Below are 25,863 nucleotides of genomic sequence, written 5' to 3' on the forward strand. Positions count from 1 at the left end.
TGGCAGGCCAGCTTGCGATGCTTGTTCTGGTACACCACGCCGCACACCGTGGTCGGATAATAGCCGGAGAACGCTCGGTTCATCACCACTTGCGCCACCGCCATCTGGCCGCGCACGGCCTCGCCGCGCGCTTCGAAATAGATCGCCTCGGTCAGGCATTTTTCCTGCTTGGCGCGCACCTTCTCGTCGAACAGGCCAAGCCGCTCGGCCGGGGTCTTGACGTGGGTGGTGGTGTTGACCTCGCCCTTCCCCGCGACGCTCTCGCCGCCCTTGGCGGGATCGACGACCGCCGCCGGCCGCGACGCCGGGGTCTTCAAGTCGGGATCCGGCGTGACGGGCGGCATCACGATCATCGGTTCCTCGCCGGGCTGCCAGCGTTCCATGGTCTCGCCTGCTGCGCCGAGCGACGTGTTGCCGAAGAACAGGCTGGCGGTCTTGACCGAGAAGCCATCCTTGGGCGGCGCCGGCTCGATGGCGACGACCGCGGTTTCCGGGACGGCGAGGGGATCGCTGACCGGCTGGCTTTCCAGCGACAGCGACGCATCGTATTGCGGCAGCGGCGGCGCCTGCAGCGCTTCGGCGAGTTCCGGATCGAGCGGCGCGGTGTCCGGCGAGGCCGCCGTCTTGGCGCCCATCACCGAGGCGTTGGAGTCGAATGAATCTTCCTTCGCCGGCGCCTCCTCCGGCATCGGATCGTCCTTCGAGCGGGCCGCGAGGCGATCGCCCTTCAGCGTGCGATCCACTTTCGGGAAATCCGCGGCTTCATAGCGCTGCGGCGCACGCGAAATCGGGTTGCGCGTCAGCGCGCCGGTGATGTCTTCGCTGGAAGTATCGAAGCTGGCGAGCTGGAAGGTCGGATTGCGCGACGCGGTGCCGATCGGGCGGCCAAAACTGAATGTCGCGACCTGGATGGAACTGACCGCGGAGGCGACCACGCGCTTCTGCCAGCGCTCGGCGACGCCCGGCTGGCGGGCCAGCAACGAAGCAATATCCTGGTAGCCAACCTCTGTCGGGATCAATGCAAAGAAGCAAAGACCGAGGCCGAAAGACGCGCCGCGCGCGCCCTTCGGCCGGTTACGCATTACTAACATGATACGCCCACGCAACGCTTACACCAGCATCGACCCGTACATTTCCGTACATTTCGATCTGTTTCGTTAGTACTGAATCAAAGTTGCCGCGGAGTTAATCACTGAGGCACGCGCGCGACACGCAAGCGATGTTTGCAGTTGCGAGAGATGATCGAAAGCCGTGGTAAATGGCGGCCCCACGAAAGTGGTAAACATAGCGTCAACGAAAACGATGAAGAGATTTTCGCCGGCTGCGAAAATTTTGCGATGGAACTTTGCTCAGACGGAGAGAACTACCGGCGATTTTACACAGTGAGCGCGCGTCACACGCCGTGTCGTCCCCGCTAAGGCGGGGATCCATACACACCGACAGAATCGTGTGCGCGGAAAAAACCTCGTTCTCATTTCAACCTCTGAGGCTTTGGGTCCCCGCGTTCGCGGGGACGACCCGCAGAGAGATCCAGCAATTTAAAATGAAGCGCCGAGATCTCTGTAAAAAAACGGCCGGGGAAATCCCCGGCCGTTTTATAACTACACTTCAATGCCGAACCTCAGCCCGCTCACGCCTGGCTGGAGATTTCCTTGCCAAGCGCGGCCTGGGCGGCGGCGAGGCGGGCGATCGGCACGCGGTAGGGCGAACAGGACACGTAGTCGAGGCCGATCTCGTGGCAGAACGCCACCGACGCCGGATCGCCGCCGTGCTCGCCGCAGATGCCGACCTTGATGTTGGGGCGGGTCTTGCGGCCGCGCTCGACGCCGATCTTCACCAGCTCGCCGACACCGCCGCGATCCACCGAGATGAATGGATCGATCGGCAGGATACCCTTGGCGATATAGGTGCCGAGGAACGAGCCCGCATCGTCGCGGCTGATGCCGAAGGTGGTCTGCGTCAGGTCGTTGGTGCCGAACGAGAAGAACTCGGCGGTCTCGGCGATCTCGCCGGCCATCAGGCAGGCACGCGGCAGTTCGATCATGGTGCCGACGCTGTAGTTCAGCTTGCCGCCGGTTTCCTTGACCACCGACGCCGCGGTGGCGTCGATCCGCGCCTTGATCAGGTCGAACTCCATCTTAGTGGCGATCAGCGGCACCATGACTTCGAGGCCGACCAGTTCGCCGGTGCGCTTGCCGGCTTCGATCGCCGCTTCAAACAAAGCGCGCGCCTGCATCTCGGCGATTTCCGGATAGGCGATCGCCAGGCGGCAACCGCGGAAGCCGAGCATCGGGTTGAACTCGGCGAGGTCGCGGGCGCGGTCCGCGAGCTTGCGCGCGTCGGTGTTCATCGCCCGCGCGACTTCCTCGACCTCGGCCTGGGTATGCGGCAGGAATTCGTGCAGCGGCGGATCGAGCAGACGGATGGTGACCGGCAGGCCCTTCATGATCTCGAACAGCTCGACGAAATCGGCGCGCTGCATCGGCAGCAACTTCGCCAATGCCGCGCGACGCGACTGCTCGTCTTCCGCCAGAATCATCTCGCGCACGGTGCGGATGCGGGTCTCTTCGAAGAACATGTGCTCGGTGCGGCACAGGCCGATGCCTTCGGCGCCGAACTTGATGGCGGTGCGCGCGTCTTCCGGGGTGTCGCCGTTAACGCGGACCTTGAGCTTTCGCACTTTGTCGGCCCAGCCCATCAGCGTGTTGAACTCGCCGGACAGCTCGGGTTCGATCATCGGCATGCGGCCGGCCAGCACCTGGCCGATCGAGCCGTCGATGGTGATGACGTCGCCCGCCTTGAAGGTGCGGTTGCCGATGGTCATGGTGCCGCGGCCGTAATCGACGCGGATGGTGCCACAGCCGGAGACGCAGGGCTTGCCCATGCCGCGCGCCACGACGGCCGCGTGAGACGTCATGCCGCCGCGGGTGGTGAGGATGCCTTCGGCGGCATGCATGCCGTGGATGTCTTCCGGCGAGGTCTCGATGCGCACCAGGATGACGTTGCGACCGTCGGCCTGCAGCTTGGCGGCTTCATCGGACGAGAACACGATCTCGCCCGAGGCGGCGCCCGGCGACGCCGGCAGGCCGGTGGCGATGACGTCGCGATTGGCGGAGGGATCGATGGTCGGGTGCAGCAACTGGTCCAGCGACGCCGGATCGATGCGCGACACCGCGTCCTGCTGCGAGATCACGCCCTCGTTGGCGAGCTCGACGGCGATGCGGATCGAGGCCTTGGCGGTGCGCTTGCCGTTGCGGGTCTGCAGCATCCACAGCCGGCCCTGCTCGACCGTGAACTCCATGTCCTGCATGTCGCGGTAGTGCTTCTCGAGCTGGGTGTAGATCCGCGTCAATTCCTTGAAAACTTCCGGCATCGCGGCTTCCATCGACGTCTTGTCGGAGCCGGATTCCTTCCGCGCGTCTTCGGTGATGTCCTGCGGGGTGCGGATGCCGGCGACGACGTCCTCGCCTTGCGCGTTGATCAGAAATTCGCCGTACAGCTTGCTCTCGCCGGTGGAGGGATTGCGGGTGAACGCCACGCCGGTCGCCGAGGTCTCGCCCATGTTGCCGAACACCATGGCCTGCACGCTCACCGCGGTGCCCCAGGATTCCGGAATGTCATGCAGACGGCGATAGGTGATCGCGCGCGTATTCATCCAGGAGGAGAACACCGCGCCGACCGCGCCCCAGAGCTGCTCGTGCGGGTCCTGCGGAAAGTCCTTGCCGGTCTCGCGGGCGACGGCATCCTTGTACTTGGCGACCAGCGCCACCCAGTCGTCACCGTCGAGATCGGTGTCGAGGGTGTAGCCCTTGCTGTCCTTGTAGGTGTCGAGGATGTCCTCGAAATGGTGGTGCTCGAAGCCCATCACCACGTCGGAATACATGGTGATGAAGCGGCGATAGCTGTCATAGGCGAAGCGCTTGTCACCGGACAATTCAGCCAGGGCTTCCACCGTGGTGTCGTTGAGGCCGAGGTTGAGGACGGTGTCCATCATGCCCGGCATCGAGGCGCGGGCGCCGGAGCGCACCGAGACCAGCAGCGGGTTCTTCGGATCGCCAAAGCCCTTGCCGGTGATCTTGCCGACGGCTTCCAGCGCCTTCTCGACCTGCGCCCGCAGGTCTTTCGGATAGGTCTTGTCGTTGGCGTAGTAATACACGCAGACCGAGGTCGGAATCGTGAAGCCCGGCGGTACCGGCAGGCCGAGATTGGCCATCTCGGCGAGGTTGGCGCCCTTGCCGCCCAGCAGGTTGCGCAGCCCGGCCTTGCCCTCGGCCTTGCCGCCGCCGAACGAATACACCCACTTGCCGGCCTGAATTTTGTCAGCGACCGGCTTGGCCGCGGGCTTGTTCGCAGCCGACTTCTTCGGCGCGAGCTTGCTGGCGACAGCCTTCGGGGCCACCTTGGCCGCCGGTCTGGCCTTCGCGGCCGGCTTGCTGGCAGCTTTGACGGCGGTTTTGGCAACCGTCTTGGCTTTAGCGACCGTCTTGGCCTTGGCTGCCGGCTTGGCCACAGCCTTCTTCAGCGCCTTGCGGGCGCCGGCCGGCGATGCAGCCTTTGCCCTGACGGCAGATGCCTTAGATTTGGCAGCGGCTTTCTTGGTCTTCGATGCGGTTTTGGCCATGGTTTTACAATCAATCCGCGAGAGGAACGTCAGGAAAAGGGTGCCGCCTTACACCACGTTTTGGCGACCAGGCGCAAGCTGGGGCAGCTTTGTGGGCTTTATGAGATGTGCAGCATGCGAAGCACGCCGAGGCCGGCCAGACCGATGAAAATCAGGTAGATCGCGACGATCAGATTCAGCAGCCGCGGCATCACCAGGATGAGAATGCCCGCGATGAGGGCGACGATCGGCTGAATGTGGGCTGCCGTGAGAACCATGAAATATCTCCGAAGGTGGGGGTGTTGGGGGAGGCCGAATCGACGCCGGGATTTTACCCTGCAGCCGGGTTCCACGATACAGACGCCGCCACGGCCGAACGGTTCCGCTCCACGCGTGCGATGCATCAAATTGCGGCAGGTCGCGACGACAAAAGTCGGAACGATCGGGAGCGCGAGGCATTGGGAGGTCGGCTGGCGGCAAGCAGCTCGGTGCGAGCCGGGGGCGAAATCTCGAAGGAGATGACCATGCGAAACAAACTATTGGCGATCGCGGCACTGACGGCCGCCCTCGGCGCCCCGCTCGCGGCGCAGGCGCAGAGCGAAATGACGGTCGGCGTGGGACGCAGTTCCGCCGTGATCGTCAACGACGACGATCCGGACGGCATCACCGTGCAGGAGCGGCCGGCGTTCCGCGAATACGTCGTGCGCGAGCGCATCCCCGCGTACACCGTGCCGGACCGCGTGGTGGTCGGCGCCACCCTGCCCGACGCCGGCGTGACCTATTACGACGTGCCGCAGAGCGTCGCGCAGACCCCGTATCGCTACACCGTGGTGAATGGCAGCACCGTACTGGTCGAGCCGCGCTCGCGCCGCATCGTCCAGGTGATTGACTAAATCAGCTCACTTGTCCTGGACGCGGTGCGGCATTCTTATGCCGCTCCGCAGAGCCGGGATCCCGGCTTCTTTACGAGCAACCGGGACCCCGGCTCTGCGAAGCGATCGTGGCGGCGATGCTGCGCATCGCCTGGTATCGCATCGCGTCCGGGGAACGGACTGCGCTCGCTAGCCCTTCAGCATCGACAGCAGCGAAGACGTCGTCTTGTAGCTCTGCACGGCGTTGTCGCGGAATGCCGGGGTCCAGTTCGAGGCCTGGCGCTCCTCGGCGCTCATCGCCGAATAGGTGTTGAGAATGCCGAGGCTGAGCTGGGTCGGGTCGCCACTGCTCTGACTCTGCTTCAGCGCGGTTAAAATGCTGGCGCGGTTGCGCGAGCCAAGCTCCTGCTTGGCGGCAAAGCTCTCGTCCGGCGAAAACAATCCATCCTGGTTCAGCGACATCGCCGACAGCGACCGGTTGTCGATGGCGGAGAGGTCGGCGAGCTGGCCGGTCTTGCGGCGGGAATCGAACACCAGCTCCTTGCCGGCGGTAGATGCCGCCTTGGCCTGCGCGTCGAGCGTCGCGCGAACGCCCTTGGCGACGCTGGAAAAATCCTTCACCGGCAACTCGCCGGCGGAATCCTGCGCCAGATAGATCGCGACCGGGTCGTTGGCGATGCCCGACGGCGCCTTGGTCGGATCCTGCTGGGTCGCCTGAATGCCGCTGACCACCGCGGCGCGCTGCGCCGCCCACGACGCCGTGGCCTTCTCCTCGCCGCTGGCGCCGTCGAGATAGCTCAGCGCCGCCTGATAGATGCCGCTGAAATTGCCAGTGAGCTGCGCGGTAGCGGTCGGCGGCGCCAGCGCCGCGCTGAAGCGATCGCCCAGCTCGCCGGCCGCGACGCCCTGCTCCGCAGCGGTGAACTGGCCGCCATTGTTGGTGGCGATCGCGAACAGCGAACGACGGTCGAGCGACGTGAGGTCAATGGTATTCTTGCCGTCGGCATCGATGGGCGCGGTGACCTTCGCGGCGCTATAGAGACCGTTAAGCGCCGTGCGCGCGTCGGCGGTGACCGCGGTGAAATCCTTGGTCGCGGAATCGGCGGCGAGCTTCGCCTTGGCGGCATCCGACAGCGTCAGGTTGGTCGCAGCACCCGAACCCGAATTCGACGCCGCATCGTTGCCAGCCAGCGCATTGGCCAGCGACGGCTGCGTCGCCGCCGCGCGGGCATAGGCCGAGCCGGCATAGGGATTGGCGAGCCCGGTATTGACCGATGTCATGACACGTCCCTGTCTGCGCAGCCGCGACGGTTAAGGAACCGTTACCAGACGGGAGTTATTCACCCCGTGGTTAACGAGGCGTAAATATTTCGCGATGTGTCGGGATATTTCTGGTCGCGTTCTCGTTTCCCGGGCGCGGTGCGGCGTCCTCAGGCACCTGCCGTCAATGCGAGGTCAGGGAAAGCCGCAGGCTTTCCCTGACCTCGCAATGACGGCTCCGGGGTTCGAGTCTAATCCTGAATCTTCGAGAAATCCGCCACCGCGCGCGTCGCGGCGCGGATCTCGTTGAGCAGCTTCAGCCGATTTTCGCGCACGGCCGCGTCGTCGTCATTGACCTTCACCTTGTCAAAGAACGCATCCACCGCCGGCCGCAGCTTGGCCATGACAGTCATCGCGCCGGCGAAGTCTTCCTTGGCGACAGCGGCGGAGGCTTCCGGCCCGACCTCGGCAATCGCCTTGGCCAACGCCTTCTCCTCATCGAGTCGGTACAGCGAGACATCCGGCGCGCCGTCATAAGCGCGCTTGTCTTTCTTCTCCTCGATGCCGAGAATGTTCGACGCGCGCTTGACGCCGGCACGCAGCGTCTTGCCATCGTCGGTGTCGAGGAATTTGGCGAGCGCCTCGACCCGACGGACCACCATCAGCAGATCGTCCTGACCGCCGAGCGAGAACACGGCATCGACGAGATCGTGACGCGCGCCTTGTTCGCGGAGCTGGCCTTTGAGGCGCTCGGCGAAGAAAGTCATCAGATCAATAGACCTACTATCGACTTTCAAATCACCAAAATCTTGAGTGAGCCGCATGCTGACATCCATGCCAGCGAATCCACCGCCGCCTTCTTTCACCGTGGCCAACTTCTTCTTATTCGAATTTCCAGTGATGTCTGTATCTACAGCAGGAAAATGCGCTGATAAGATTGGCGCCAACCTGGCTCTGATTGAGTTCTCAAGAATGAGCCTGATCGCCCCCAACGCCGCCCGCCTAAGCGCAAACGGATCCTTCGATCCCGTCGGCTTCTCGTCAATCGCCCAGAATCCCACGAGCGTATCGATCTTGTCGGCCAGCGCGACCGCAATCGACACCGAGTCACTCGGCACGCGATCCGCCGGTCCCTGCGGCTTGTAGTGATCCTCGCTCGCCGCAGCGACACTCGCGTCTTCGCCCTGCGCCAGCGCGTAGTACTTGCCCATCAGGCCCTGCAGCTCGGGGAATTCGCCGACCGTCTCGGTCACCAAATCGGCCTTCGCCAGCAGCGCCGCGCGCTTGGTCTTCTCGACATCGGCGCCGACCAGCGGCGCGATTTCGGCAGCCAGCCGCACGATACGCGCGATGCGCTCGGCCTGCGTGCCGAGCTTTTCGTGAAACACGATGTTGTCGAATTTCGGCAGCCGGTCTTCGAGCTTGGTCTTCAGGTCGGTCTCATAGAAGAATTTTGCGTCGCTCAACCGCGCGCGAATCACGCGCTCGTTGCCGGCGACGATCGCGGTCCCGCCATCGGAGGCTTCGATGTTGGCGGTGATGATGAAGCGGTTGACCAGCTTTCCGGTCGCGGGATCGCTGACCACAAAGCACTTCTGGTTGTTGCGGATGGTGGCGCGGATCACCTCGCCGGGGATCGACAGAAACGCTTGGTCGAACGAGCCCATCAGCACCACCGGCCATTCCACCAGGCCGGCGACTTCGTCGAGCAGCGCGGGGTCTTCCACCAGCTCGAAATTCTGCGCCGCGCACAGCGTGCGCGCGTCCGCCAGAATGATCTCGCGGCGGCGCTCAGGATCGAGCACGACTTTGGCGTGCTGCAGCTTCGTCACGTAGTCATCGAAGCGGCGCACGGAAATGTCGGCGGGCGCCATGAAGCGGTGGCCGAACGTGGTCTGGCCCGAGCTGATGCCATTGAGTTCGAACGGCACCACTTCCGGCTCTTCGGTATCGATGCCGAAGGTGGCGACGATCGAATGCAGCGGACGCACCCAGGTCAGCGACGTCGATTTCGCCGACGCCGCGCCCCAGCGCATCGATTTCGGCCACGGGAAGGTGCGGATGATCATCGGCAGGATTTCGGCGAGCACCTCGACCGTCGGCTTGCCGGCCTTCTCCGTCAGCGCGATGTAGAAATCGCCCTTCGGATCGCGCTGGATTTTCGCTTCATCCAGCGAGGCAAGGCCCGTGGCCTTCAGGAAGCCCGCGATCGCGGCCTCGGCGCCGCCGACGCGCGGGCCCTTGCGCTCCTGCTTCAAATCGGATTGTCGCGCGGGAATGCCGTGCACCGTCAGCGTCAGCCGCCGCGGCGTTGCGAAGGCTTTCGCGCCTTCATAGACCAGGCCCTCGGCAACGAGGCGATCGGTGACCATGCGGCGCAGATCTTCCGCCGCCTTGGCCTGCATGCGCGCGGGGATTTCTTCGGAGAACAGTTCGAGCAGGAGATCGGGCATTTTCACTTTTCCTCTCGGCCGCGTCGCGCCGAGGAAAGACGGGAATCGCTGTCGCTCCCCTCCCCCCGCCTTCGGCGGGGAGGGGTCGGGGGTGGGGGGCCGCCATCAACACCGATGCTGCTGCAGATGGACTCGAGCACGCCATCGATATTGGTAAGCACGTCGTTGTTCCAGAAGCGCAGGACGCGATATCCCCGCGCCTCAAGATATGCGGTGCGGCGCGCGTCGCTCAGGCTGTCGGCATGCTGGCCGCCATCGACTTCGATCACGACCCGAGTCTGGTGACAGGCGAAGTCCGCGAAATACGGACCGATCGTAGCCTGCCTGCGAAAGTGCGACTTCCCGGGAAAGATATCCCTGAGATGGAGCCAGAGCTTTTTTTCAGCGTCCGTGGGGTCACGCCGAAGCGCGCGTGCGCGCGGCACACGCTTGTCGATTGGCCGTGGCGCACGATCTGGCATCGTCCCCCCACCCCCGACCCCTCCCCGCCGAAGACGGGGGGAGGGGAGCAGATACGTCGGCGCTTCAACTTTAGTAAACACCAGCAATGGTATCACGCCCCGCCCGCTTCCGTCGCCATCCAGGCTTCGCCGCAGGCCTTGGCGAGGTCGCGGACGCGGCCGATGTAGCTTTGGCGTTCGGTGACCGAGATCACGCCGCGGGCATCCAGCAGGTTGAACACGTGGCTGGCCTTGACGCACTGGTCGTAGGCCGGCTGTGCCATCAGATGCGCCTCGCGCTTGCCGTCGCGCCAGCCGGCGTCGAGATACTTCTTGCAGGCGCCTTCGGCCATCTTGAACTGTTCGAACAGCATCTCGGCGTCGGAGTGCTCGAAGTTGTGCCGGGAATACTCTTTCTCGGCCTGCAGGAAGACGTCGCCGTAGGTGACCTTCTCATCGCCCTCGCGGCCGTTGAAGTTGAGGTCGTAGACGTTATCGACGCCCTGCACATACATCGCCAGGCGCTCGAGGCCGTAGGTCAGTTCGCCCGCCACCGGCGCGCATTCGACGCCGGCGACCTGCTGGAAATAGGTGAACTGGCTGACTTCCATGCCGTCGCACCAGCACTCCCAGCCGAGGCCCCAGGCACCCAATGTCGGGCTCTCCCAGTCGTCCTCGACGAAGCGCACGTCATGCAGCGCGGTGTCGATGCCGATCGCCTTCAGCGAGCGCAGATAGAGGTCCTGCAGGTCCGGCGGCGACGGTTTGATGATCACCTGGAACTGGTAATAATGCTGCAGCCGGTTCGGGTTCTCGCCATAGCGGCCGTCCTTCGGCCGCCGCGATGGCTGCACATAGGCGGCCTTCCAGGGTTTCGGCCCCAGCGCCCGCAACGTGGTCGCCGGGTGGAAGGTGCCCGCGCCCATCTCCATGTCGTAGGGCTGCAGGATCACGCAGCCCTGGTCGGCCCAGAAGCGCTGCAGCGCCAGGATGAAGCCCTGGAACGACCGTTCCGGGCGCATATGCGGAGGCAGGGAGTCGGCAGTCACGATGTGGGTCACGATCCGGGATTCGCTGGGGTTCGGGGGCGCGCGGGACCGTATCGGCGGGGGGCCGGGGAATCAAGGCAATGCGGCCGGGGCGCGGGGCATTAACCCGGCGCTAACCGCGCCACGCGAGCCGCCGCGTACCTCCGTGCATCGTTAGGATTTGAGATTTATCACGGAGAGATCGGCAGGGAACGAACGCCGCCTGGGTGGCTTATCCCTGCGAATGGCAGCGCGACGGAGACGCCGGGTTGCCAAAGACCACAGACCTCCAAGTCTGAAGATACTGCAAGTCTGAAGCTGAACTTCCAAGGTTTGCTCGCCGGTTTCGAGGATGGTGCCCCATCCTCAGACCGGCGCAACCATTTTGGGGGGCACTTTGCGTGTTTTGATGTGCAACGCACCCTCCCCGTCGTTGCGAGGAGCGAAGCGACGCGGCAATCCAGCGCGGAGCCTCCACAAGGAAAGACTGGATTGCTTCGTCGCAAGGGCTCCTCGCAATGACGGCCGAGGGGCCTCAACCGGGTCTATAAGCCCCGGTGGCGGGATCGCGGCGCAAGGTCCGGACTTCGCCGGGCTCGGCGCGTTGGACGACCCGCGCCAGGCGCGCCTCTTCCAGCTCGTGATTGATGCGCTTGGCGGTCCGGTACGCCCAGCGGACAACGGCGGCGCTTCCCAAAGCGCCTGCAAGTGCTACCAGCGGCGGCATCGCGCGATCCTTGTCGGTCATGATTCACCCCTGCCCGGAGTTTCGCCCAAGCCGGCCGGTCCCGCAATTAACTTTTGCGGGACCGAATGGCGCAGTTGGCGCCGTCAGAACCCGAAACGGGCCCAGATCGCCCGGGTTTCCAGCGCCGAGATCATCTGCTCCGGCAGACCGTCCAGCCCGAGCTGGCTGGCGCCGGCGGATTTGCGGCCCAGCAGGCCCGACAGCATGCCGGTGGGCGCCGAAATCACGGGAGTCCGGACCTTGTCGCCAAAGCGGGCGCGCAGCACCGAGCGCAGGTCGCCGATCGCGTCGGACAGGCCAAGCGCGATGGAACTCTCGCCGGCCCAGTACTCGCCGGAGAACAGCACGTCCTCCGCGCCCTTCAGGCGGGCGCCGCGGCTGCCCTTCACCAGCGCGATGAAGATGGCGTGGATCTCGCGCTGCAGGGTCTTGATGCGGGCGACGTCGTCGGGATTTTCCGGCAGGAACGGGTCCAGCGTCGCCTTGCGCTCGCCGGCGGTATAGAGCCTGCGTTCGACGCCAATCTTCCGGATCAGTTCCTGGAAGCCGAAGGTGCCGCCGACCACGCCGATCGAGCCGACGATCGAGGACGGGTCGACGAAAATCTCGTCGCCGGCGCAGGCGATCATATAGCCGCCGGAAGCCGCGACGTCCTCGACGAACACCAGCACCGGCAGCTTCTTCTCCTCGGCCAGCGTGCGAATCCGCAGATAGATCTGGCGCGACTGCACCGGCGAGCCGCCCGGCGAATTGATCACCAGCGCGACCGCCTTGGCGTTCTTGGTGGCAAAGGCGCGCTCCAGCACTTTCGCGACGGACGCGAGCGACATGCCCGGCCGCAACGGCGTCACCGCGCCGATCACGCCGGACAGCCGCACCACCGGCACCACCGCCTCGCTCCTGCGGAACCGCGCGGGAACAAGGCTCGCCAGTGTCGTCATTACGTTGGATTCGCTCATGCCTTTTTCCTTAAAATTAACCGTCTTTTATCACGCGCGTGTCATTGAACCCATGGACGCTTCTGGCGTTGCAGAAATAACAGGCCTACGTGCCACAGCGGGAGAAGACATGAAGATCTATCTGCTCATGTTGATCATCGGCACGCTTCTGACGGCGATCCACTTCACGTCGACACCGCAGAAACGCTCCGAAACGCAACCCCAGTAAGGGTCACAGCAAGCTCGCTCATAGCGTCGCCAGTCGCTCACAGCGACGCCCAAGGCAGCGTCGCTTGGCCCGACAGCACCTGCTGGATGTAGGGATCCGGCGCCCCCGCCGCATCCCGTAGCGCGAGCCCAGCGCAAATGGCCGCAGGGGCCTTGCCGCCCTTCACCGCCCGCACCACGATCCGGATCGCCGGCTGTGCGGGATCGCCGTGAACCGGCAGGATCATCAGGCTGCCGAAGCCGCGATCCAGCGTTGCCAGAACCTCCGCAATTCCGTCCGCCCGCCAAATCAGCGTCAGCACGCCACCGGATTTCAGCAGCCGCCTGGCCGCATGGACCCAGCGATCCAGCGTCGCCGCGGTCGCCACATGGGCGATCTCGCGGGCTCTGTCCGGCGAGGACCGGTGGCGGGCGGGATCGTTGAACGGCGGATTCATCAACACCGCGGCGGCGCTGTCCGGCGGCAGGCCGGCCGCGACGAATGCGTCGGCGCCATCCGAGATATCCATCACGATCACGTCAGCCGGCAGCGCGTTCGCCGCGGCATTGTCGCGCGCGAGCCCGGCGAGGCGCGGATCGATCTCCACCAGCGCCAGCGAAATGCCGGTCACGCGCCGGGCCACCGCCAGCCCCGCAGTGCCGACGCCAGCGCCGAAATCCACCACCCGGTCGCCCGGATGCGCCGAGGTGGCCGCCGCCAGCAGGATCGCATCATGGCCGGCGCGATGGCCGGTGGCCGGCTGGCGCAGCCGCAACTGGCCGCCCAGAAAAGCGTCGTCGGTGGTGGCCCCCGGATCGGTCATGGCCTAGTCCTGCGCCCGCAGCTCATGCGCGAGCCCCGCATCGGTCAGCAGCCTGCGCGCTTCCACGGCATCGTCCTCATGCACCAGGATACGGCGGGGGATCACCCCGACCGAGCCTTCCAGGATGCTCATGTTCTGGTCCAGCACCAGATGGTGGATATTGGCGCCGTCGAGCAACGCCCCCACCGCCGACACCAGCACCACGTCGTTGGTTCGCATCAATTCGCGCACGATCCGCCCATTTCTGTATCGGTTGCCGCCCACGGCGCTGGAACACGTCCAGGCCGATGCCCTTGCCGCGTCCGCCGGCAGTTTCTATTGTGGTGCCCAGGATACTACATGGGTCAATTCAGCAGATGGAGGCATCTGTTTTCAGCGTGAATTCACCCTATCTGGACATCAGCGTTTTCTGGCGGGCCGGCTCGGCTCGCCTGACGACGCCCTGGCAATCGGAGACTACAGCGTGGCGGTGATTGTACCCTTCGAGAGCCACTCGAGCGCATCGATAGATCAACTGGTGGGCCTTGTCGCGGCCGATATGGAGCGCGTCAACGCCACCATCCTGTCGCGCACCGGCTCCGAGGTCACCATGATCCCCGAGGTCGCCAACCACCTGATCTCGTCGGGCGGCAAGCGGCTGCGGCCGATGCTGACGCTGGCGATGGCCAATCTCACCGGCTACACCGGAGACGGCCATATCAAGCTCGCGGCTTCCGTCGAGTTCATGCACACCGCCACCTTGCTGCACGACGACGTGGTCGATCAGAGCGAATTGCGCCGCGGCAAGCTGTCGGCACGGATGTTGTGGGGCAACGAGGCCAGCGTGCTGGTCGGCGACTTCCTGCTCGGCCAGGCGTTTCGCATGATGGTCGAGGTCGGGAGCTTACGCGCACTCGACATTCTCTCCTCCGCCGCCGCGACCATCGCCGAAGGCGAAGTGATGCAGCTCGCCGCCGCTAAGAATACCGCCACCACCGAGGACGAATATCTCGCGGTGATCCGCGGCAAGACCGCCGAGCTGTTTGCCGCAGCCTGCGAAGTCGGCCCGGTGATCGCCAACCGGCCGAAGGCGGAGCAGACCGCCTGCCGCTCGGTCGGCATGAATCTCGGCATCGCCTTCCAGCTCGTCGATGACGTGCTCGATTACGGCGGCAAGGCCGCCAAGCTCGGCAAGAATGTCGGCGACGATTTCCGCGAGGGCAAGATCACGCTGCCGGTAGTGCTGGCGTTCCGCCGCGGCAACGACGCCGAGCGCGCGTTCTGGAGCAAGGCGCTGGAGCGCGGCGAAATCGCCGACGGCGATCTCGACCATGCCATCGGCCTGATGACCAAGCACCGCGCGCTGGAAGACACCATCAGCCGCGCCCAGCACTACGGCGCCATGGCCGTCGATGCGCTGGCGCTGTTTCCGCCGTCGCCGATGAAGTCGGCGCTCGAGCAGGTGGTGGCGTTCTGTCTGGCCAGGTCGCACTGAAGGAAGTGTAGCCCGGATGAAGTCATTGGCCCGAGCGTAGCTTGGGACGATGACGCAATCCGGGGCCAACCTTCGTGTAGATGGGCCGGACCCGGATTGTCATCCGGGCTACGCTGAGCCTCAGCTCAACGCCCCCGCATGCACCCACCACAGCGGGTGCGCGAGCTGGATCGACGCCGCGGCGCGTTGCGCGTCGGCGTCGTCGGCAAAGATCGCAAAGCAGGTTGCGCCGGAGCCGGACATGCGAGCCAGCCGCGTGCCTTCGGCTTCGCGCAGCGCCGACAGCACCTCGCCGATGACCGGTTCGATCTTCAGCGCGGGGGCTTCGAGGTCGTTGACGCCGGCGTGCAGAACCTTGATCCAGTCATCGATCGATGCGCCCGCGGCCGGCCACTTCGGCGCCTTCAGCACGTCGCTGAAACCGACGCGAAGCTCGCCGTTCTTCAGGCCGAGTTCCTTGAAGACGTCCTTGGTCGCCACCGGCACCCGCGGGTTGACCATCACGCAAGGCAGCCGCGGCAAATGCAGCGGCGTCAGGCTGTCGCCAACGCCGGTCATCACGCAGGCCTGCGATTCCAGGCATACCGGCACGTCGGCGCCGGTCAGAAGGGCGACTTCGATCAAACGGGGATCGTCGATCGCCAGATTGTTGGCGCGCGCCAGAAGCCGCAGCGCCGCCGCGGCATCCGCCGAGCCGCCGCCGATGCCCGCGGCCACCGGCAACTGCTTGTCGAGCGCGAAACGGCCGAATTGCAGATTCTCGACGCGCTCGCCGAGCAGCCGGGCGGCCTTGATCACGAGATTGTCGGCGCTGTCGCCGCACTCTTCCGCGCGCGGCCCTGTGGTGGTCAGCGCGAGTTCGCAGCCCGCGTCCAGCGTGAGGCGGTCCGCACAATCGGCGAACGCCACGACGCTTTCGAGATCATGATAGCCATCTACGCGGCGGCCCACCACCCGGAGGGTGAGGTTGACCTTGGCGCGCGCGTCGTCTTCCAGCGCCGGCATCGGCGACCCCCTGCCTGCGATCAACCGCCCTTGCCGTCTTTTTTGACGTCGTCTTTTTTCTGGTCGGCGGAAGCGGCCGCTGGGGTCGCTACATCCGGCAGGCCGTTTTCCATCTTGGCCTCGATCTTCGGCAATTCTTCCGCTTCGGGCTTGAGGTCCTTGGCGTGCTGCCACTGGAACTTGGCTTCCAGCGTGCGGCCGACGCGCCAGTAGGCGTCGCCGAGGTGGTCGTTGATGGTCGGGTCTTCCGGCTTCAGGTCGATGGCGCGCTCCAGCGTCTTCACCGCATCCTCGTAATTGCCGATGCGGTAATATGCCCAGCCCAGCGAATCGACGATGTAGCCGTCATCGGGGCGCTGATCGACGGCGCGCTTGATCATCTTCATGGCGTCGTCGAGGTTGATGCCCTGGTCGATCCAGGAATAGCCGAGATAGTTCAGCACATGCGGCTGCTCGGGCTGCAGCTCGAGCGCCTTGCGCATGTCGGTCTCGGCCTTGGCCCACTGCTTGGAGCGTTCCTGGCAGATGCCGCGGAAGTAGAAATACACCCAGTTCGGCTTGTCCGACTGCGCGGCGAGCACGTCGATGCCCTGCGTATAGGTCTCGGCGCAATCGGCGAATTTCTTGCGGCCGCGCTCGATGTTGCCGAGCGCCATGATGGCTTCGAGATCCTTCGGATCTTCCTTCACGACATTCTTGAGAATGCCGATCGCCTCGTCGCTGCGATCGGCGGAATCGAGGTCGGTGGCCTGCTGGATCTGCGCGTTGCGCTTCAAGGCCGAATTGGCCGGCACCCGCTCATAGACCTTGATCGCCATCTGCGGCTTCTTCACGGACTCGTAGAGGTCCGCGAGCGACAGCAATGCCAGCGAATGATCCGGCTTCAGGTACAGCGAGAGCTGCAGATAGACCAGCGCGAGATCCTCGCCGCCGCGGCGGGTGAGGGATGCGCCGATGCCGTACAGCGCTTCGGCGGCGCCGGCCTGCGGGCTGTCGGCCAGCGGCGCCAGCTTCTTGCCAGACTTGGTGTCGCGAATGCCTTCGAGGATCAGCGGATGGCGTGCCAGCTTCTTGTTGAAGTTCTCATAGACGGCCAAAGCCGAGGCATCGTCCTTGTTGCGCGACAGCCAGCGCGCATAGGCGTCGGCGACGCGCAGCGCGGAGTCGTCGAGCTTGTAGGCGCGCTCGAAGCGCACGCCGGCGTCCTTCTGCTTGTTGGCGAGGTCGAGCAGCATGCCGGCGTGCAGGTCCTTGAAGATCGGGTACCATTCCGGACCGGCCAGCTTGTCGATATTGGCGATCGCCGTCTTGCTGTCGCCGGCGCCGTAGCTGGCCCAGCCGGACAGCAGCGTCGCGACGAGATCGGTGATCGGGCCGCGGATCGACTGGTTGATGTTGGTCTGCGCCGCCGCGTACTTCTTCATCTTGAGGTCGCGTACACCGACGACGAGGCGGGCGACGCGGTTCGACTTGTCGATCACCAGGATGCGGTCGGCGAGCTTCACGGCTTCATCGATATCGCCGTCGGCGAGCGAGGAGATGAAGGCGCGGTCGAGCAACTCGTTGTTCTTCGGGTCGGTGCGCAGCGCCGAGCGGTAAAACGCCGCAGCCGAGGTGGCGTCGCGTTCGACGCTGGCGTGGCGGGCGGCCAGATAGCTGCCGGCGGTGGTCAGCGCCTTGAGGTCGCGGGGGCTTGGAAACTGGGCGGAGGAATCGCCGGCATGGTCGGGGGTCTGGGCGAGCAGCGGACCCTGAAGCGCGATCGCGGCGAAGGCCGCGACGGCAAGCGTCAAGCGATTGAAACGAATGCAAAACATAGGGTTCGCCGAGCTCCAGGATGACGGGCAAAAGGCCAGAGGTATAGCAAGTCTCGAATGCGCAACCGAGCGGGCAGCATCAAGCGGGTGACAATGCCGCGTTTGGCGCTCAATCGCAAGGATCGGGCCAATGTCGCCGGTCAACACGATCATTCCTGAAAGCGCCGGCACTGTGGCGGTTCCGTGACGTCGGGTGTGTAGGCCGCAGGATGGGTTGAGCCCTTGCGAAACCCATCACCCTCTGCCGATGGGCTTCGCGAGGGCTCAACCCATCCTACGCTCGCGGCGACATCACGCAAACGTGGTCACATCGCCTCGTAGTTCGGTCCACCGCCGCCTTCCGGCGGCACCCAGGTGATGTTGCCGTTGGGATCCTTCACGTCGCAGGTTTTGCAGTGGACGCAATTCTGCGCGTTGATCTGGAAGCGCGGACCGGTGCTTTCCTCGACCCATTCATAGACGCCCGCCGGGCAATAGCGATTCGACGGGCCGGCAAACACATCGTGTTCCGAGCTCTTCTGCAGCGCCATGTCGGCGACCTTGAGATGGACCGGCTGGTCTTCCTCGTGGTTGGTGTTGGACAGGAACACCGACGACAACCGGTCGAAGGTCAGCTTGCCGTCCGGCTTCGGATAGGCGATCGGCTGATAGTCCTTCGCCGGCTTCAGCGTCTTGCGGTCGGGCTTGTCATGCTTGAGCGTGCCGAACAGCGAGAAGCCGAGCGTGTTGCACCACATGTCGAAGCCGCCCAGCGCGTTGCCGAGCAGCGTGCCGAACTTCGACCACAGCGGCTTGGCGTTGCGCACCGGGAACAGATCCTTGCCGATCGACGATGCGCGCCAGCCGTTTTCGTACTCCACCAGCTCGTCGTTGGCGCGGCCCGCCGCCAGTGCAGCCGTGACATGTTCGGCCGCCTGCATGCCTGACGCCATGGCGTTGTGCACGCCCTTGATGCGCGGCACGTTGACGAAGCCCGCGGCACAGCCGATCAGCACGCCGCCGGGGAAGCTCAGGCGCGGCACCGACTGGTAGCCGCCTTCGGTGATCGCGCGCGAACCGTACGCCAGACGCTTGGCGCCCACGAAGGTATCGCGGATCAACGGGTGGGTCTTGAAGCGCTGGAATTCCTCGAACGGATAGAGGTACGGGTTCTCGTAGTTGAGATGCAGCACGAAGCCGACCGCGACCAGGTTGTCGTCGTAGTGATACAGGAACGAGCCGCCGCCCACGTCATTGTCGAGCGGCCAGCCGAACGAGTGTTTGACGGTGCCCTTCTGGTGCTTCGCCGGATCGATCTGCCAGATTTCCTTGAGCCCGATGCCGAACTTGCCGGGCTCGCAATCCTTGTCGAGCGCAAACTTGGCAATCAACTGCTTGGTCAGCGAGCCGCGCGCGCCTTCGGCGAACAACGTGTACTTGCCGAGCAGCTCCATGCCGCGGGTGAAAGAATCCTTCGGCTTGCCGTCGCGGCCGATGCCCATGTCGCCGGTAGCGATGCCGCGCACCGCGCCCTTTTCATCGTACAGCGTCTCTGCCGCAGCGAAGCCCGGATAGATTTCGACACCGAGTGCTTCCGCCTTGGCGCCGAGCCAGCGCGTCACCATGCCGAGCGAGGTGATGTAGCAGTGATGGTTGTTCATCAACGGCGGCATCAGGAAGTTCGGCAGCTTGAAGCCGCCGGTCTTGGTCATGAAGTAGAACTGGTCGTCCTTGACCTGGGTCTTCAGCGGGCAATCGGCGTCGTCGCGCCAGTCCGGGATCAGTTTGTCGAGCGACACCGGATCAATCACCGCGCCGGACAGGATGTGGGCGCCGACCTCGGAGCCCTTCTCCACCACCACGACCGTCAGTTCCGCATTGAGCTGCTTGAGCCGGATCGCGGCAGCCAGGCCCGAGGGGCCGGCGCCGACGATCACGACATCGAATTCCATGGACTCGCGCGGCGGCAATTCTTCAATGCTCATAATAATGATCTCAGCCGTTTCCAACCCGTTCAGAACGCTTCTAAGGGCTGTTGTTTCCGATTTTGGCGGCAAGAACAACCACGGAAATGCCGCCGCGGCCGTTTCGCTGCCGCGCAATATGTCCTAGATTGCCGCCATGCCCATCATGACGCCTGAACCCGCGCCCACCGTCGCGCAATTGCTGGCCTTTTATCTTGAGGCCGGGGTGGATTGCGCCCTGATGGACGAGCCGGTCAACCGGCTGTCCGACCCCGATCCGGCCCCCGCCAGGGAGCCGGCCGAGGCGCCGCAGCGCGCGCTGCCGGCCTCGATGCAGCCGGCGACGCCGCCGCGGCCCCCTGCCAAGATCGAGGTGCTGCCGGAAGTCGCCATTGCCGCCGCCCGCGAGGCCGCGCGCACCGCGCCGACGCTGGAAGCGCTGCGCACGCTGCTGGAGACCTTCGAGGGTTGCGCGCTGAAGAACACCGCCACGCGGCTGGTGTTTTCCGACGGCAATCCGGCGGCGAAAATCATGTTCGTCGGCGAGGCGCCGGGCCGCGACGAGGACATCGAGGGCCTGCCGTTCGTGGGTCGCTCCGGCAAGCTGCTCGACTTGATGATGAAGGCGATCGGACTGGATCGCAGCCAGGTCTACATCGCCAATGTGATTCCGTGGCGGCCGCCGGGCAACCGCACGCCGACCCCGCAGGAGACGCAGATCTGCCTGCCGTTCATCCAGCGCCAGATCGAGCTGGTCAATCCGGACATCCTGGTGACGCTGGGCAATCCCTCGACCCAGACGCTGCTGCAGACCAAGGACGGCATCATGAAGTCGCGTGGCCGCTGGGTCGATTACGACACCGGCACGCGAAACATCCGCGCCATCGCCAGCTTCCACCCGGCCTACCTGCTGCGCTCACCCGGCTACAAGCGCATGGCCTGGGTGGATATGCGGTCGATCGCCAAGGCGATGGCGGCGTTGGCGGAGCGGGCGGTCTGACACTTGCGCCGGCCCCTCAGCCGTCATTGCGAGGAGCGAAGCGACGCGGCAATCCAGAAGGCCGCAAGCGAAGAAAGAGCTGGATTGCTTCGTCGCAAGGGCTCCTCGCAATGACGGGGATAGAGTGGTGCGAATGAGCTATCACGCCTTCGGGCGCACGATGGCCCAGCCGATCCGCAACAGCGGCTGACGGCCGTTGACCGGGCGTTCGAAGGCGCGCGGCACTTCCGGCACCAGGCTGGGAAACCGCTTCGCGATATCCTCCGGCGGCGTGCCAACGGTGTCGGCCGTGCGCCACACCACGACGCCGCCGGTCTCGGCGAATTTTTCCGGCGTGATCCACGGCGTCCGCGCAGCCGTGCCATCGAGCAGCACGTGCGGGCGCGAGGCGCTCATGCCGATCAACGTCGCGAGCTGGGCGTCGCCGGCCACCGCCTGCAGCTTGTGGCCGGTGCGGCGCTCGAAACTGTCGCCGAAGAAGCGGCCGATCTCGCGCGCCGGCAGCGCGGTCGGGTCTTCGCCGCCCCCGGTCCAGGGCAGGATCAGCAGGCTGGCAAAGGCCGCGATGGCGGGCGCGGCGAGGGCGAAGGCCCAGACCTTGCGCAGCACGCGCTGGCGCCGCAGCTGCACCAGATCGCCGGTCGCCACCACCACCGCCAGCCCCGTCATCACCAGCGCGATACCGGCGCCGCCGACTACGCGGTCTTGGCCATACAGCGCGGCGAACAGGCTGCCGAGCAGGCCGGGCGCCAGCGCAAAGAAATACACGTAATGCCGCGCCAGCGAATCGACCGGCGGCCGGAACACGATCGGCGCGTCCTCCTGCTGACGTACCAGACGGCCCCAGTTCATCACGGTCAGCACGATAACGCCGGCCATCGCCGCCAGCAGCCAGGCCAGCAGCACGCCCCATTGCTGCGCCTTGCCGGCGATATCGTCGAGCGCCGGCGGCGGCGGCAGCACGGGGACGTCGGCGCGGATCAGCCAGATCAGATAGGGCAGCACCAAAACCCCGATGACCAGCAGCGCGAACAGCGGATCGAACGACGCCAGGTTGCGGCGGCCCCGTCGTGTGGCGAGCCCGAAAGCGACCGGCAGCAGCAACAGCCACATCGCGGCCGAGGTGGTGAGCAGCAGCAACCCGGCCTCGATCGACAGTGCGAACCAGGCGTTGCGGCGGCCCTCCCCGATCGCCAGCCAGGCGTGCAGCAGCAGCATCGCCCATAGCGGCCGCGCCAGCACCAGCGGGCCGAACTCGACGCCCGGCGAGCTGAACGCGGTGACGGTCATGGTCAGCAGCACCGCGATCACCGCCTGCGGGCCGCCGACGATGGTGCGCGCCAGATAGAACAGCGCCCGGAAGGTGGCGAGGAAGCACAATTGCGCCAGCACATAGACGCCGAAGACGTGGTTGCCGGCGGCGCGGAAGGCAATGTCGGCGAGCCAGAACGCGAGCGGCGGCCCGAGATCGGTACCGACCTGGTATTCCCGGCCATAGGCCAACACGGTGGCGAGGTCGCCGGGCGGGCCGCGATACAGCAGCATCGGCACCGCCAGCCACAGCGCGGCCTGGCACAGCACGACGACCCAGAAGATCAGCCGCGGCCGGGCGCGGATCAGTTCGACGATCAAGGAGGTGAAGCGCATGCAGCGGGAGCCAACCAGCGTGAGTTCAAGCTGCCGGTGATAGAGCCCGCGGCCAAGCGAGGCAACCGCAGCCCGGTTCAGGCCGAGATTTGCAGAACGATCTCGGCTTCGGCAGGCAGGCGCGCGTCGAGCGCCAAGCCCTCGTGCCGGGCGCGAGCGGCGGCCACCGGCGCGAACAGCCGGCGATGGTGGATGCTGGGGCCGAGCGCGTGCAGCGCGGCCAGATGCTGCGGCACGCCGTAGCCCTTGTGGACCTCGAAACCGTAACCGGGGCAATCCTCGGCCAGCCGGCACATCAGCCGGTCGCGCGACACTTTGGCGATGATCGAGGCCGCGGCGATCGACAGCACCAGGCCATCGCCGCCGATCACCGGTTCGCAGCCGCAGCCGATGTCGATCTTGTCGCGGCCATCGACGAAGACATGCTTTGGCGCTTCCGGCAGCGCATGCACCGCACGCGCCAGCGCCCACAGCGACGCACGCAAAATATTGTCGCGGTCGATCCGGCCCGGCGAGGCATAGGCCACCGCGAACGACGCCGTGGCGCAGATTTCCTCGAACAGTTCCTCGCGCTTCTCGGCGGTCAGTCGCTTGGAATCGTCGAGGCCTTTGGGGATGCGCCTGGGATCGAGGATCACCGCCGCGGCGACCACCGGCCCGGCCAGCGGCCCGCGCCCGGCCTCGTCGCAGCCGGCCACCGGCCAGACGCCGCTCTTCAGCAGCGCCCGCTCGCGCTTGAAGCTCGGCGGCTTCACGGCAACGGCCGCGCGCGACTTCGGCTGGTCTTTGGCGGGAACGCGAATCATGCCGGGATCGTGCTGTCGCCGGGCGGCCGGCGCAACCGGGAACTCGAGCTTTGCCCGTTATTCAGAGGAGCTAGGAGATGGCACGGCCTTTCAACATGTCGTCTCCGCGAAGGCGGGGACCCCATACACTCCGAACACGTTTTCAGGCAGGTCGACTGCCAACGCGTCGCGAGGCGACGGTGGCTATGGGTCCCCGCCTGCGCGGGGACGACTCGTGGAGAGATTGGCGAACGTCAGAACCGTCGGGCGAGGGAAGCCAGCGTGGCTCACTGGCTCCCCTCCACCCGCCTGCGCTGCTCAGGCACCCTCGAAAGCGTAAGAGGGGCCAAGTCCTGGCAGCGAAACTCTTTTCTTATCCCTCCCCCGCACTTGCGTGGGGAGGGTGGCCGGCCGTCAGGCCGGTCGGGTGGGGGTGCAACGCGCTCAGAACCACCTGCATTACCCCTTCCAGATTTTGGTCCACCTCGAAATTCCAGAACCGCAAGACGCGAAATGCCTCACCGCGCAGAAACGCGTCACGCCTGGCATCCCGTCGCGCGCCGTCTTCCATGCCGTGCTGTCCACCATCGACCTCGATGACGAGGCGATCGCGAAACGAAGCGAAATCGACAATGTAGTTGCGGATCGGCGCTTGACGACGGAAGTGATATCCCAGCGGCTTCAATTCGCGCAGCTTGACCCATAGCTTCACCTCCTGCGGCGTCAGTTGTTTTCGGAGCGCACGCGCATTCTGGTTTGCCACGCCATCCCCCCACCCGACCGGCCTTCGGCCGGCCACCCTCCCCACCGCGAAGACGCGGGGGGAGGGATTCCGAGATCCTTTAAACTCCTAAAACAAACTCAACTGCTGCCCGGCTTGGGTCAGGCGCACGAAATGATCCGTGGTCAGCTTGGAGCGGCGCTTGTTGAGGCCGAGCTTGGCGCAGGCGATTTCGAACCTTCGGCCGATCATCCAGGCCATCGGGCCGGTGCCCTTCATCCGGGTGCCCCATTGCGAGTCGTAGTCGCGGCCGCCGCGCATGTCGCGGATCAGCGTGAACACGTGGCGATAGCGATCCGGATAGTTCGCCATCAGCCACTCGCGGAACAGGTCGCGGACTTCCAGCGGCAGCCGCAGCAGCACGTAGCTGGCTTCCTTGACGCCGGCATGTGCCGCGGCGTCCAAAATGCGCTCGATCTCGGAATCGTTCAGCGCGGGGATGACCGGCGCCACCATCACCGTGGTCGGAATGCCGGCCTCGGATAGCTGCCGAAGCGCTTCCAGCCGCTTTGCCGGCGACGAGGCGCGCGGCTCCATGGTGCGGGCCAGTTTCGGATCCAGCGAGGTCACCGAGATCGCGACCTTGGCGAGGTTGCGCTTGGCCATCCGTGCCAGAATATCGATATCGCGCGTCACCAGCGCCGACTTGGTGACGATGCCGACCGGGTGGTTGGCGCGCTCCAGCACTTCGAGAATGCCGCGCATCACCTTCCGCTCGCGCTCGATCGGCTGGTACGGGTCGGTGTTGGTGCCGATCGCGATCATCTTCGGCTCGTAATCCGGCGCCGCCAGTTCCTTCTCCAGCAGCCCCGGCGCGTCCGGTTTGACGAACAGCTTGGATTCGAAATCGAGGCCCGGCGACAGGCCGAGAAAGGCGTGGGTCGGCCGCGCAAAGCAGTACACGCAGCCATGCTCGCAGCCGCGATACGGATTGATGGAGCGATCGAAGCCAATATCCGGCGACTCGTTGCGGGTGATCACCTTTCGCGCGGTGTCCACCGCGACGGTGGTCTTGAACGCCGGTAGATCGTCGAGGCTCTGCCAGCCGTCGTCGAACGCGACACGAGCTTCGGCCTCGAACCGGCCCGACTCGTTGGACTGGGCGCCGCGGCCACGCCGCCGCTGCTTCTCGATCGCCACCGCGATCTCGGGAAAAGGCGAAGGCACACCCGCCGGATCGGAGGGCGCCGAGACCGGCGGGTGCTTGAGGGCGACAGCGATATGGCGACTCATGCCATCAAGATAGCGGCACCAAGGAACAAAGCAAGAACATAAATTGATTGGCGCCCGGCAAGCACGCTGTGCAATCTCCGCCAGACGGCGACAATCCGGACGTGCCGCGAAAGTCGTACTGATCTGGCGCAGGCAACGTGGTACCTCCGCCGCACCTGGCAATCACAAGGTATCATAAGTCGCGCATGCTGAGTGTGATCATCCCCACCGATGGTGTCGAACAGCCCGCCGTGGCCACGCTCGCGGCGCTGATCCCGGGCGCGGCGGCCGGCGTGATCAAGGAAGTGCTGCTGGTCGATCGCGCCGGGACCGGGGTGATCGAGCACGTCGCCGACGTCGCCGGCTGCGGCTTCTTGTCATTCCAGGGCACCCGCGCGGCAGCGATGGCCGCCGGTGCCCGGCAGGCGCGTTCGCCGTGGCTGATGTTCCTGCATGCCGGCGCGGTGCTCGATGCCGGCTGGATCGAGGAAACCACCCAGTTCATCCAGCGCGTCTCTTCCAGCGACCGGCCGCGCGCGGGAATCTTCCGCTACGCCCGCTCGCCCTATAGCGACGCCAGTCTCGCCGACGGCCTGAAATTTCTGGCGCGGCTGATCGCCGGGCCGTCCTCCGACCAGGGCCTGCTGATCGCGCGGGATCACTACGAGCGGCTCGGCGGCTACGCGGACGCGCGCCGCTCCGAAGCCCGGCTGCTGCGCCAGCTCGGCCGCTCCTCGCGCACCCTGCTGCGCAGTCGGATCATCGTCGCCTGAGAAACAAGTTGCCAAAGGCAAGCATTTGATTGACAGTGGCAACTATTGAGGTTGAC

22 protein-coding genes are annotated in these 25,863 nt (G+C 65.3%); 4 read left to right on the forward strand and 18 right to left on the reverse strand.

Features of this window, described 5'->3' with window-relative positions:
• The 3 genes from JWR89_RS14265 to JWR89_RS14275 all read right to left on the reverse strand — a co-directional run.
• Positions 1-1,091, reverse strand: a 1,091-nt coding sequence (locus JWR89_RS14265; RefSeq protein ID WP_299717249.1) for a cell wall hydrolase, incomplete at its 3' end; no start/stop codon positions are given.
• Positions 1,092-1,630: 539 nt separating this feature from the next.
• The gene (gene ppdK / locus JWR89_RS14270) at positions 1,631-4,621 is read right to left on the reverse strand and encodes a pyruvate, phosphate dikinase (protein ID WP_299717251.1); all 2,991 of its coding nucleotides are present in this window, start codon (positions 4,619-4,621) and stop codon (positions 1,631-1,633) included.
• Between the two features lie 98 nt (positions 4,622-4,719).
• Positions 4,720-4,878, reverse strand: a complete 159-nt coding sequence (locus JWR89_RS14275; RefSeq protein ID WP_299717253.1) for a DUF3096 domain-containing protein — start codon at positions 4,876-4,878, stop codon at positions 4,720-4,722.
• 246 nt (positions 4,879-5,124) lie between these two features.
• On the opposite strand from JWR89_RS14275, the gene JWR89_RS14280 reads away from it, so the two are divergent.
• Entirely contained in the window at positions 5,125-5,493 is a 369-nt protein-coding gene (locus tag JWR89_RS14280; protein ID WP_299717255.1) for a DUF1236 domain-containing protein, read from the forward strand.
• A gap of 168 nt (positions 5,494-5,661) precedes the next feature.
• Here the strand turns inward: JWR89_RS14280 and JWR89_RS14285 are convergent, their stop codons facing one another.
• From JWR89_RS14285 to JWR89_RS14320, 8 genes are all read right to left on the reverse strand, one after another.
• Positions 5,662-6,753: a hypothetical protein gene (locus JWR89_RS14285; protein ID WP_299717257.1), complete on the reverse strand. Its 1,092-nt coding sequence runs from the start codon at positions 6,751-6,753 to the stop codon at positions 5,662-5,664.
• A gap of 230 nt (positions 6,754-6,983) precedes the next feature.
• Complete coding sequence (gene glyS, locus JWR89_RS14290; protein WP_299717259.1) at positions 6,984-9,185, reverse strand: glycine--tRNA ligase subunit beta; 2,202 nt, start codon at positions 9,183-9,185, stop codon at positions 6,984-6,986.
• Positions 9,186-9,187: 2 nt separating this feature from the next.
• On the reverse strand, positions 9,188-9,646 hold the full coding sequence (locus tag JWR89_RS14295; RefSeq protein WP_299717261.1) for a DUF559 domain-containing protein: 459 nt from the start codon (positions 9,644-9,646) through the stop codon (positions 9,188-9,190).
• 92 nt (positions 9,647-9,738) lie between these two features.
• Positions 9,739-10,647 carry a glycine--tRNA ligase subunit alpha gene (locus JWR89_RS14300; RefSeq protein ID WP_299717296.1) on the reverse strand — a complete coding sequence of 303 codons (909 nt, stop codon included), beginning with the start codon at positions 10,645-10,647 and terminating at the stop codon, positions 9,739-9,741.
• A gap of 541 nt (positions 10,648-11,188) precedes the next feature.
• Positions 11,189-11,380, reverse strand: coding sequence for a hypothetical protein (locus JWR89_RS14305; protein ID WP_299717298.1), 192 nt, complete (start codon positions 11,378-11,380; stop codon positions 11,189-11,191).
• Between the two features lie 104 nt (positions 11,381-11,484).
• Entirely contained in the window at positions 11,485-12,360 is an 876-nt protein-coding gene (locus JWR89_RS14310) for a S49 family peptidase (RefSeq protein WP_299717263.1), read from the reverse strand.
• A gap of 245 nt (positions 12,361-12,605) precedes the next feature.
• The gene (locus JWR89_RS14315; RefSeq protein ID WP_299717265.1) at positions 12,606-13,370 is read right to left on the reverse strand and encodes a methyltransferase; all 765 of its coding nucleotides are present in this window, start codon (positions 13,368-13,370) and stop codon (positions 12,606-12,608) included.
• A 3-nt stretch (positions 13,371-13,373) separates the two neighbouring features.
• On the reverse strand, positions 13,374-13,601 hold the full coding sequence (locus tag JWR89_RS14320; RefSeq protein WP_299717267.1) for a DUF2007 domain-containing protein: 228 nt from the start codon (positions 13,599-13,601) through the stop codon (positions 13,374-13,376).
• 232 nt (positions 13,602-13,833) lie between these two features.
• Here JWR89_RS14320 and JWR89_RS14325 point away from each other — a divergent pair, with 232 nt between their 5' ends.
• Positions 13,834-14,844, forward strand: a complete 1,011-nt coding sequence (locus JWR89_RS14325) for a polyprenyl synthetase family protein (RefSeq protein ID WP_299717269.1) — start codon at positions 13,834-13,836, stop codon at positions 14,842-14,844.
• Positions 14,845-14,964: 120 nt separating this feature from the next.
• Here the strand turns inward: JWR89_RS14325 and JWR89_RS14330 are convergent, their stop codons facing one another.
• The 3 genes from JWR89_RS14330 to JWR89_RS14340 form a co-directional block, all read right to left on the reverse strand.
• Positions 14,965-15,849 (reverse strand): 4-(cytidine 5'-diphospho)-2-C-methyl-D-erythritol kinase, encoded by an 885-nt coding sequence (locus JWR89_RS14330; RefSeq protein ID WP_299717271.1) that lies wholly within the window; start codon positions 15,847-15,849, stop codon positions 14,965-14,967.
• 20 nt (positions 15,850-15,869) lie between these two features.
• On the reverse strand, positions 15,870-17,666 hold the full coding sequence (locus JWR89_RS14335; RefSeq protein ID WP_299717273.1) for a tetratricopeptide repeat protein: 1,797 nt from the start codon (positions 17,664-17,666) through the stop codon (positions 15,870-15,872).
• A 305-nt stretch (positions 17,667-17,971) separates the two neighbouring features.
• Positions 17,972-19,630 (reverse strand): electron transfer flavoprotein-ubiquinone oxidoreductase, encoded by a 1,659-nt coding sequence (locus JWR89_RS14340; protein ID WP_299717274.1) that lies wholly within the window; start codon positions 19,628-19,630, stop codon positions 17,972-17,974.
• Between the two features lie 145 nt (positions 19,631-19,775).
• Between JWR89_RS14340 and JWR89_RS14345 the strand changes: the two genes are divergently transcribed.
• Positions 19,776-20,609, forward strand: coding sequence for a uracil-DNA glycosylase (locus JWR89_RS14345; protein ID WP_299717300.1), 834 nt, complete (start codon positions 19,776-19,778; stop codon positions 20,607-20,609).
• Positions 20,610-20,750: 141 nt separating this feature from the next.
• On the opposite strand, the gene JWR89_RS14350 is transcribed toward JWR89_RS14345, so the two are convergent.
• The 4 genes from JWR89_RS14350 to JWR89_RS14365 form a co-directional block, all read right to left on the reverse strand.
• Positions 20,751-22,256 (reverse strand): glycosyltransferase family 39 protein, encoded by a 1,506-nt coding sequence (locus tag JWR89_RS14350; RefSeq protein WP_299717276.1) that lies wholly within the window; start codon positions 22,254-22,256, stop codon positions 20,751-20,753.
• A 77-nt stretch (positions 22,257-22,333) separates the two neighbouring features.
• A complete protein-coding gene (locus JWR89_RS14355; RefSeq protein WP_299717278.1) occupies positions 22,334-23,062 on the reverse strand; it encodes a ribonuclease HII in 729 nt (242 codons plus the stop codon).
• Positions 23,063-23,414: 352 nt separating this feature from the next.
• Complete coding sequence (locus JWR89_RS14360; RefSeq protein ID WP_299717280.1) at positions 23,415-23,804, reverse strand: endonuclease domain-containing protein; 390 nt, start codon at positions 23,802-23,804, stop codon at positions 23,415-23,417.
• 87 nt (positions 23,805-23,891) lie between these two features.
• Positions 23,892-25,055: a PA0069 family radical SAM protein gene (locus JWR89_RS14365; protein WP_299717282.1), complete on the reverse strand. Its 1,164-nt coding sequence runs from the start codon at positions 25,053-25,055 to the stop codon at positions 23,892-23,894.
• A gap of 185 nt (positions 25,056-25,240) precedes the next feature.
• Between JWR89_RS14365 and JWR89_RS14370 the strand changes: the two genes are divergently transcribed.
• Positions 25,241-25,807, forward strand: coding sequence for a glycosyl transferase (locus tag JWR89_RS14370; protein WP_299717284.1), 567 nt, complete (start codon positions 25,241-25,243; stop codon positions 25,805-25,807).
• The last annotated feature ends 56 nt before the right edge of the window (positions 25,808-25,863 follow it).

Origin of the sequence: Tardiphaga sp., assembly GCF_028290785.1 — a bacterium.
Taxonomy (GTDB): Bacteria; Pseudomonadota; Alphaproteobacteria; order Rhizobiales; family Xanthobacteraceae; genus Tardiphaga.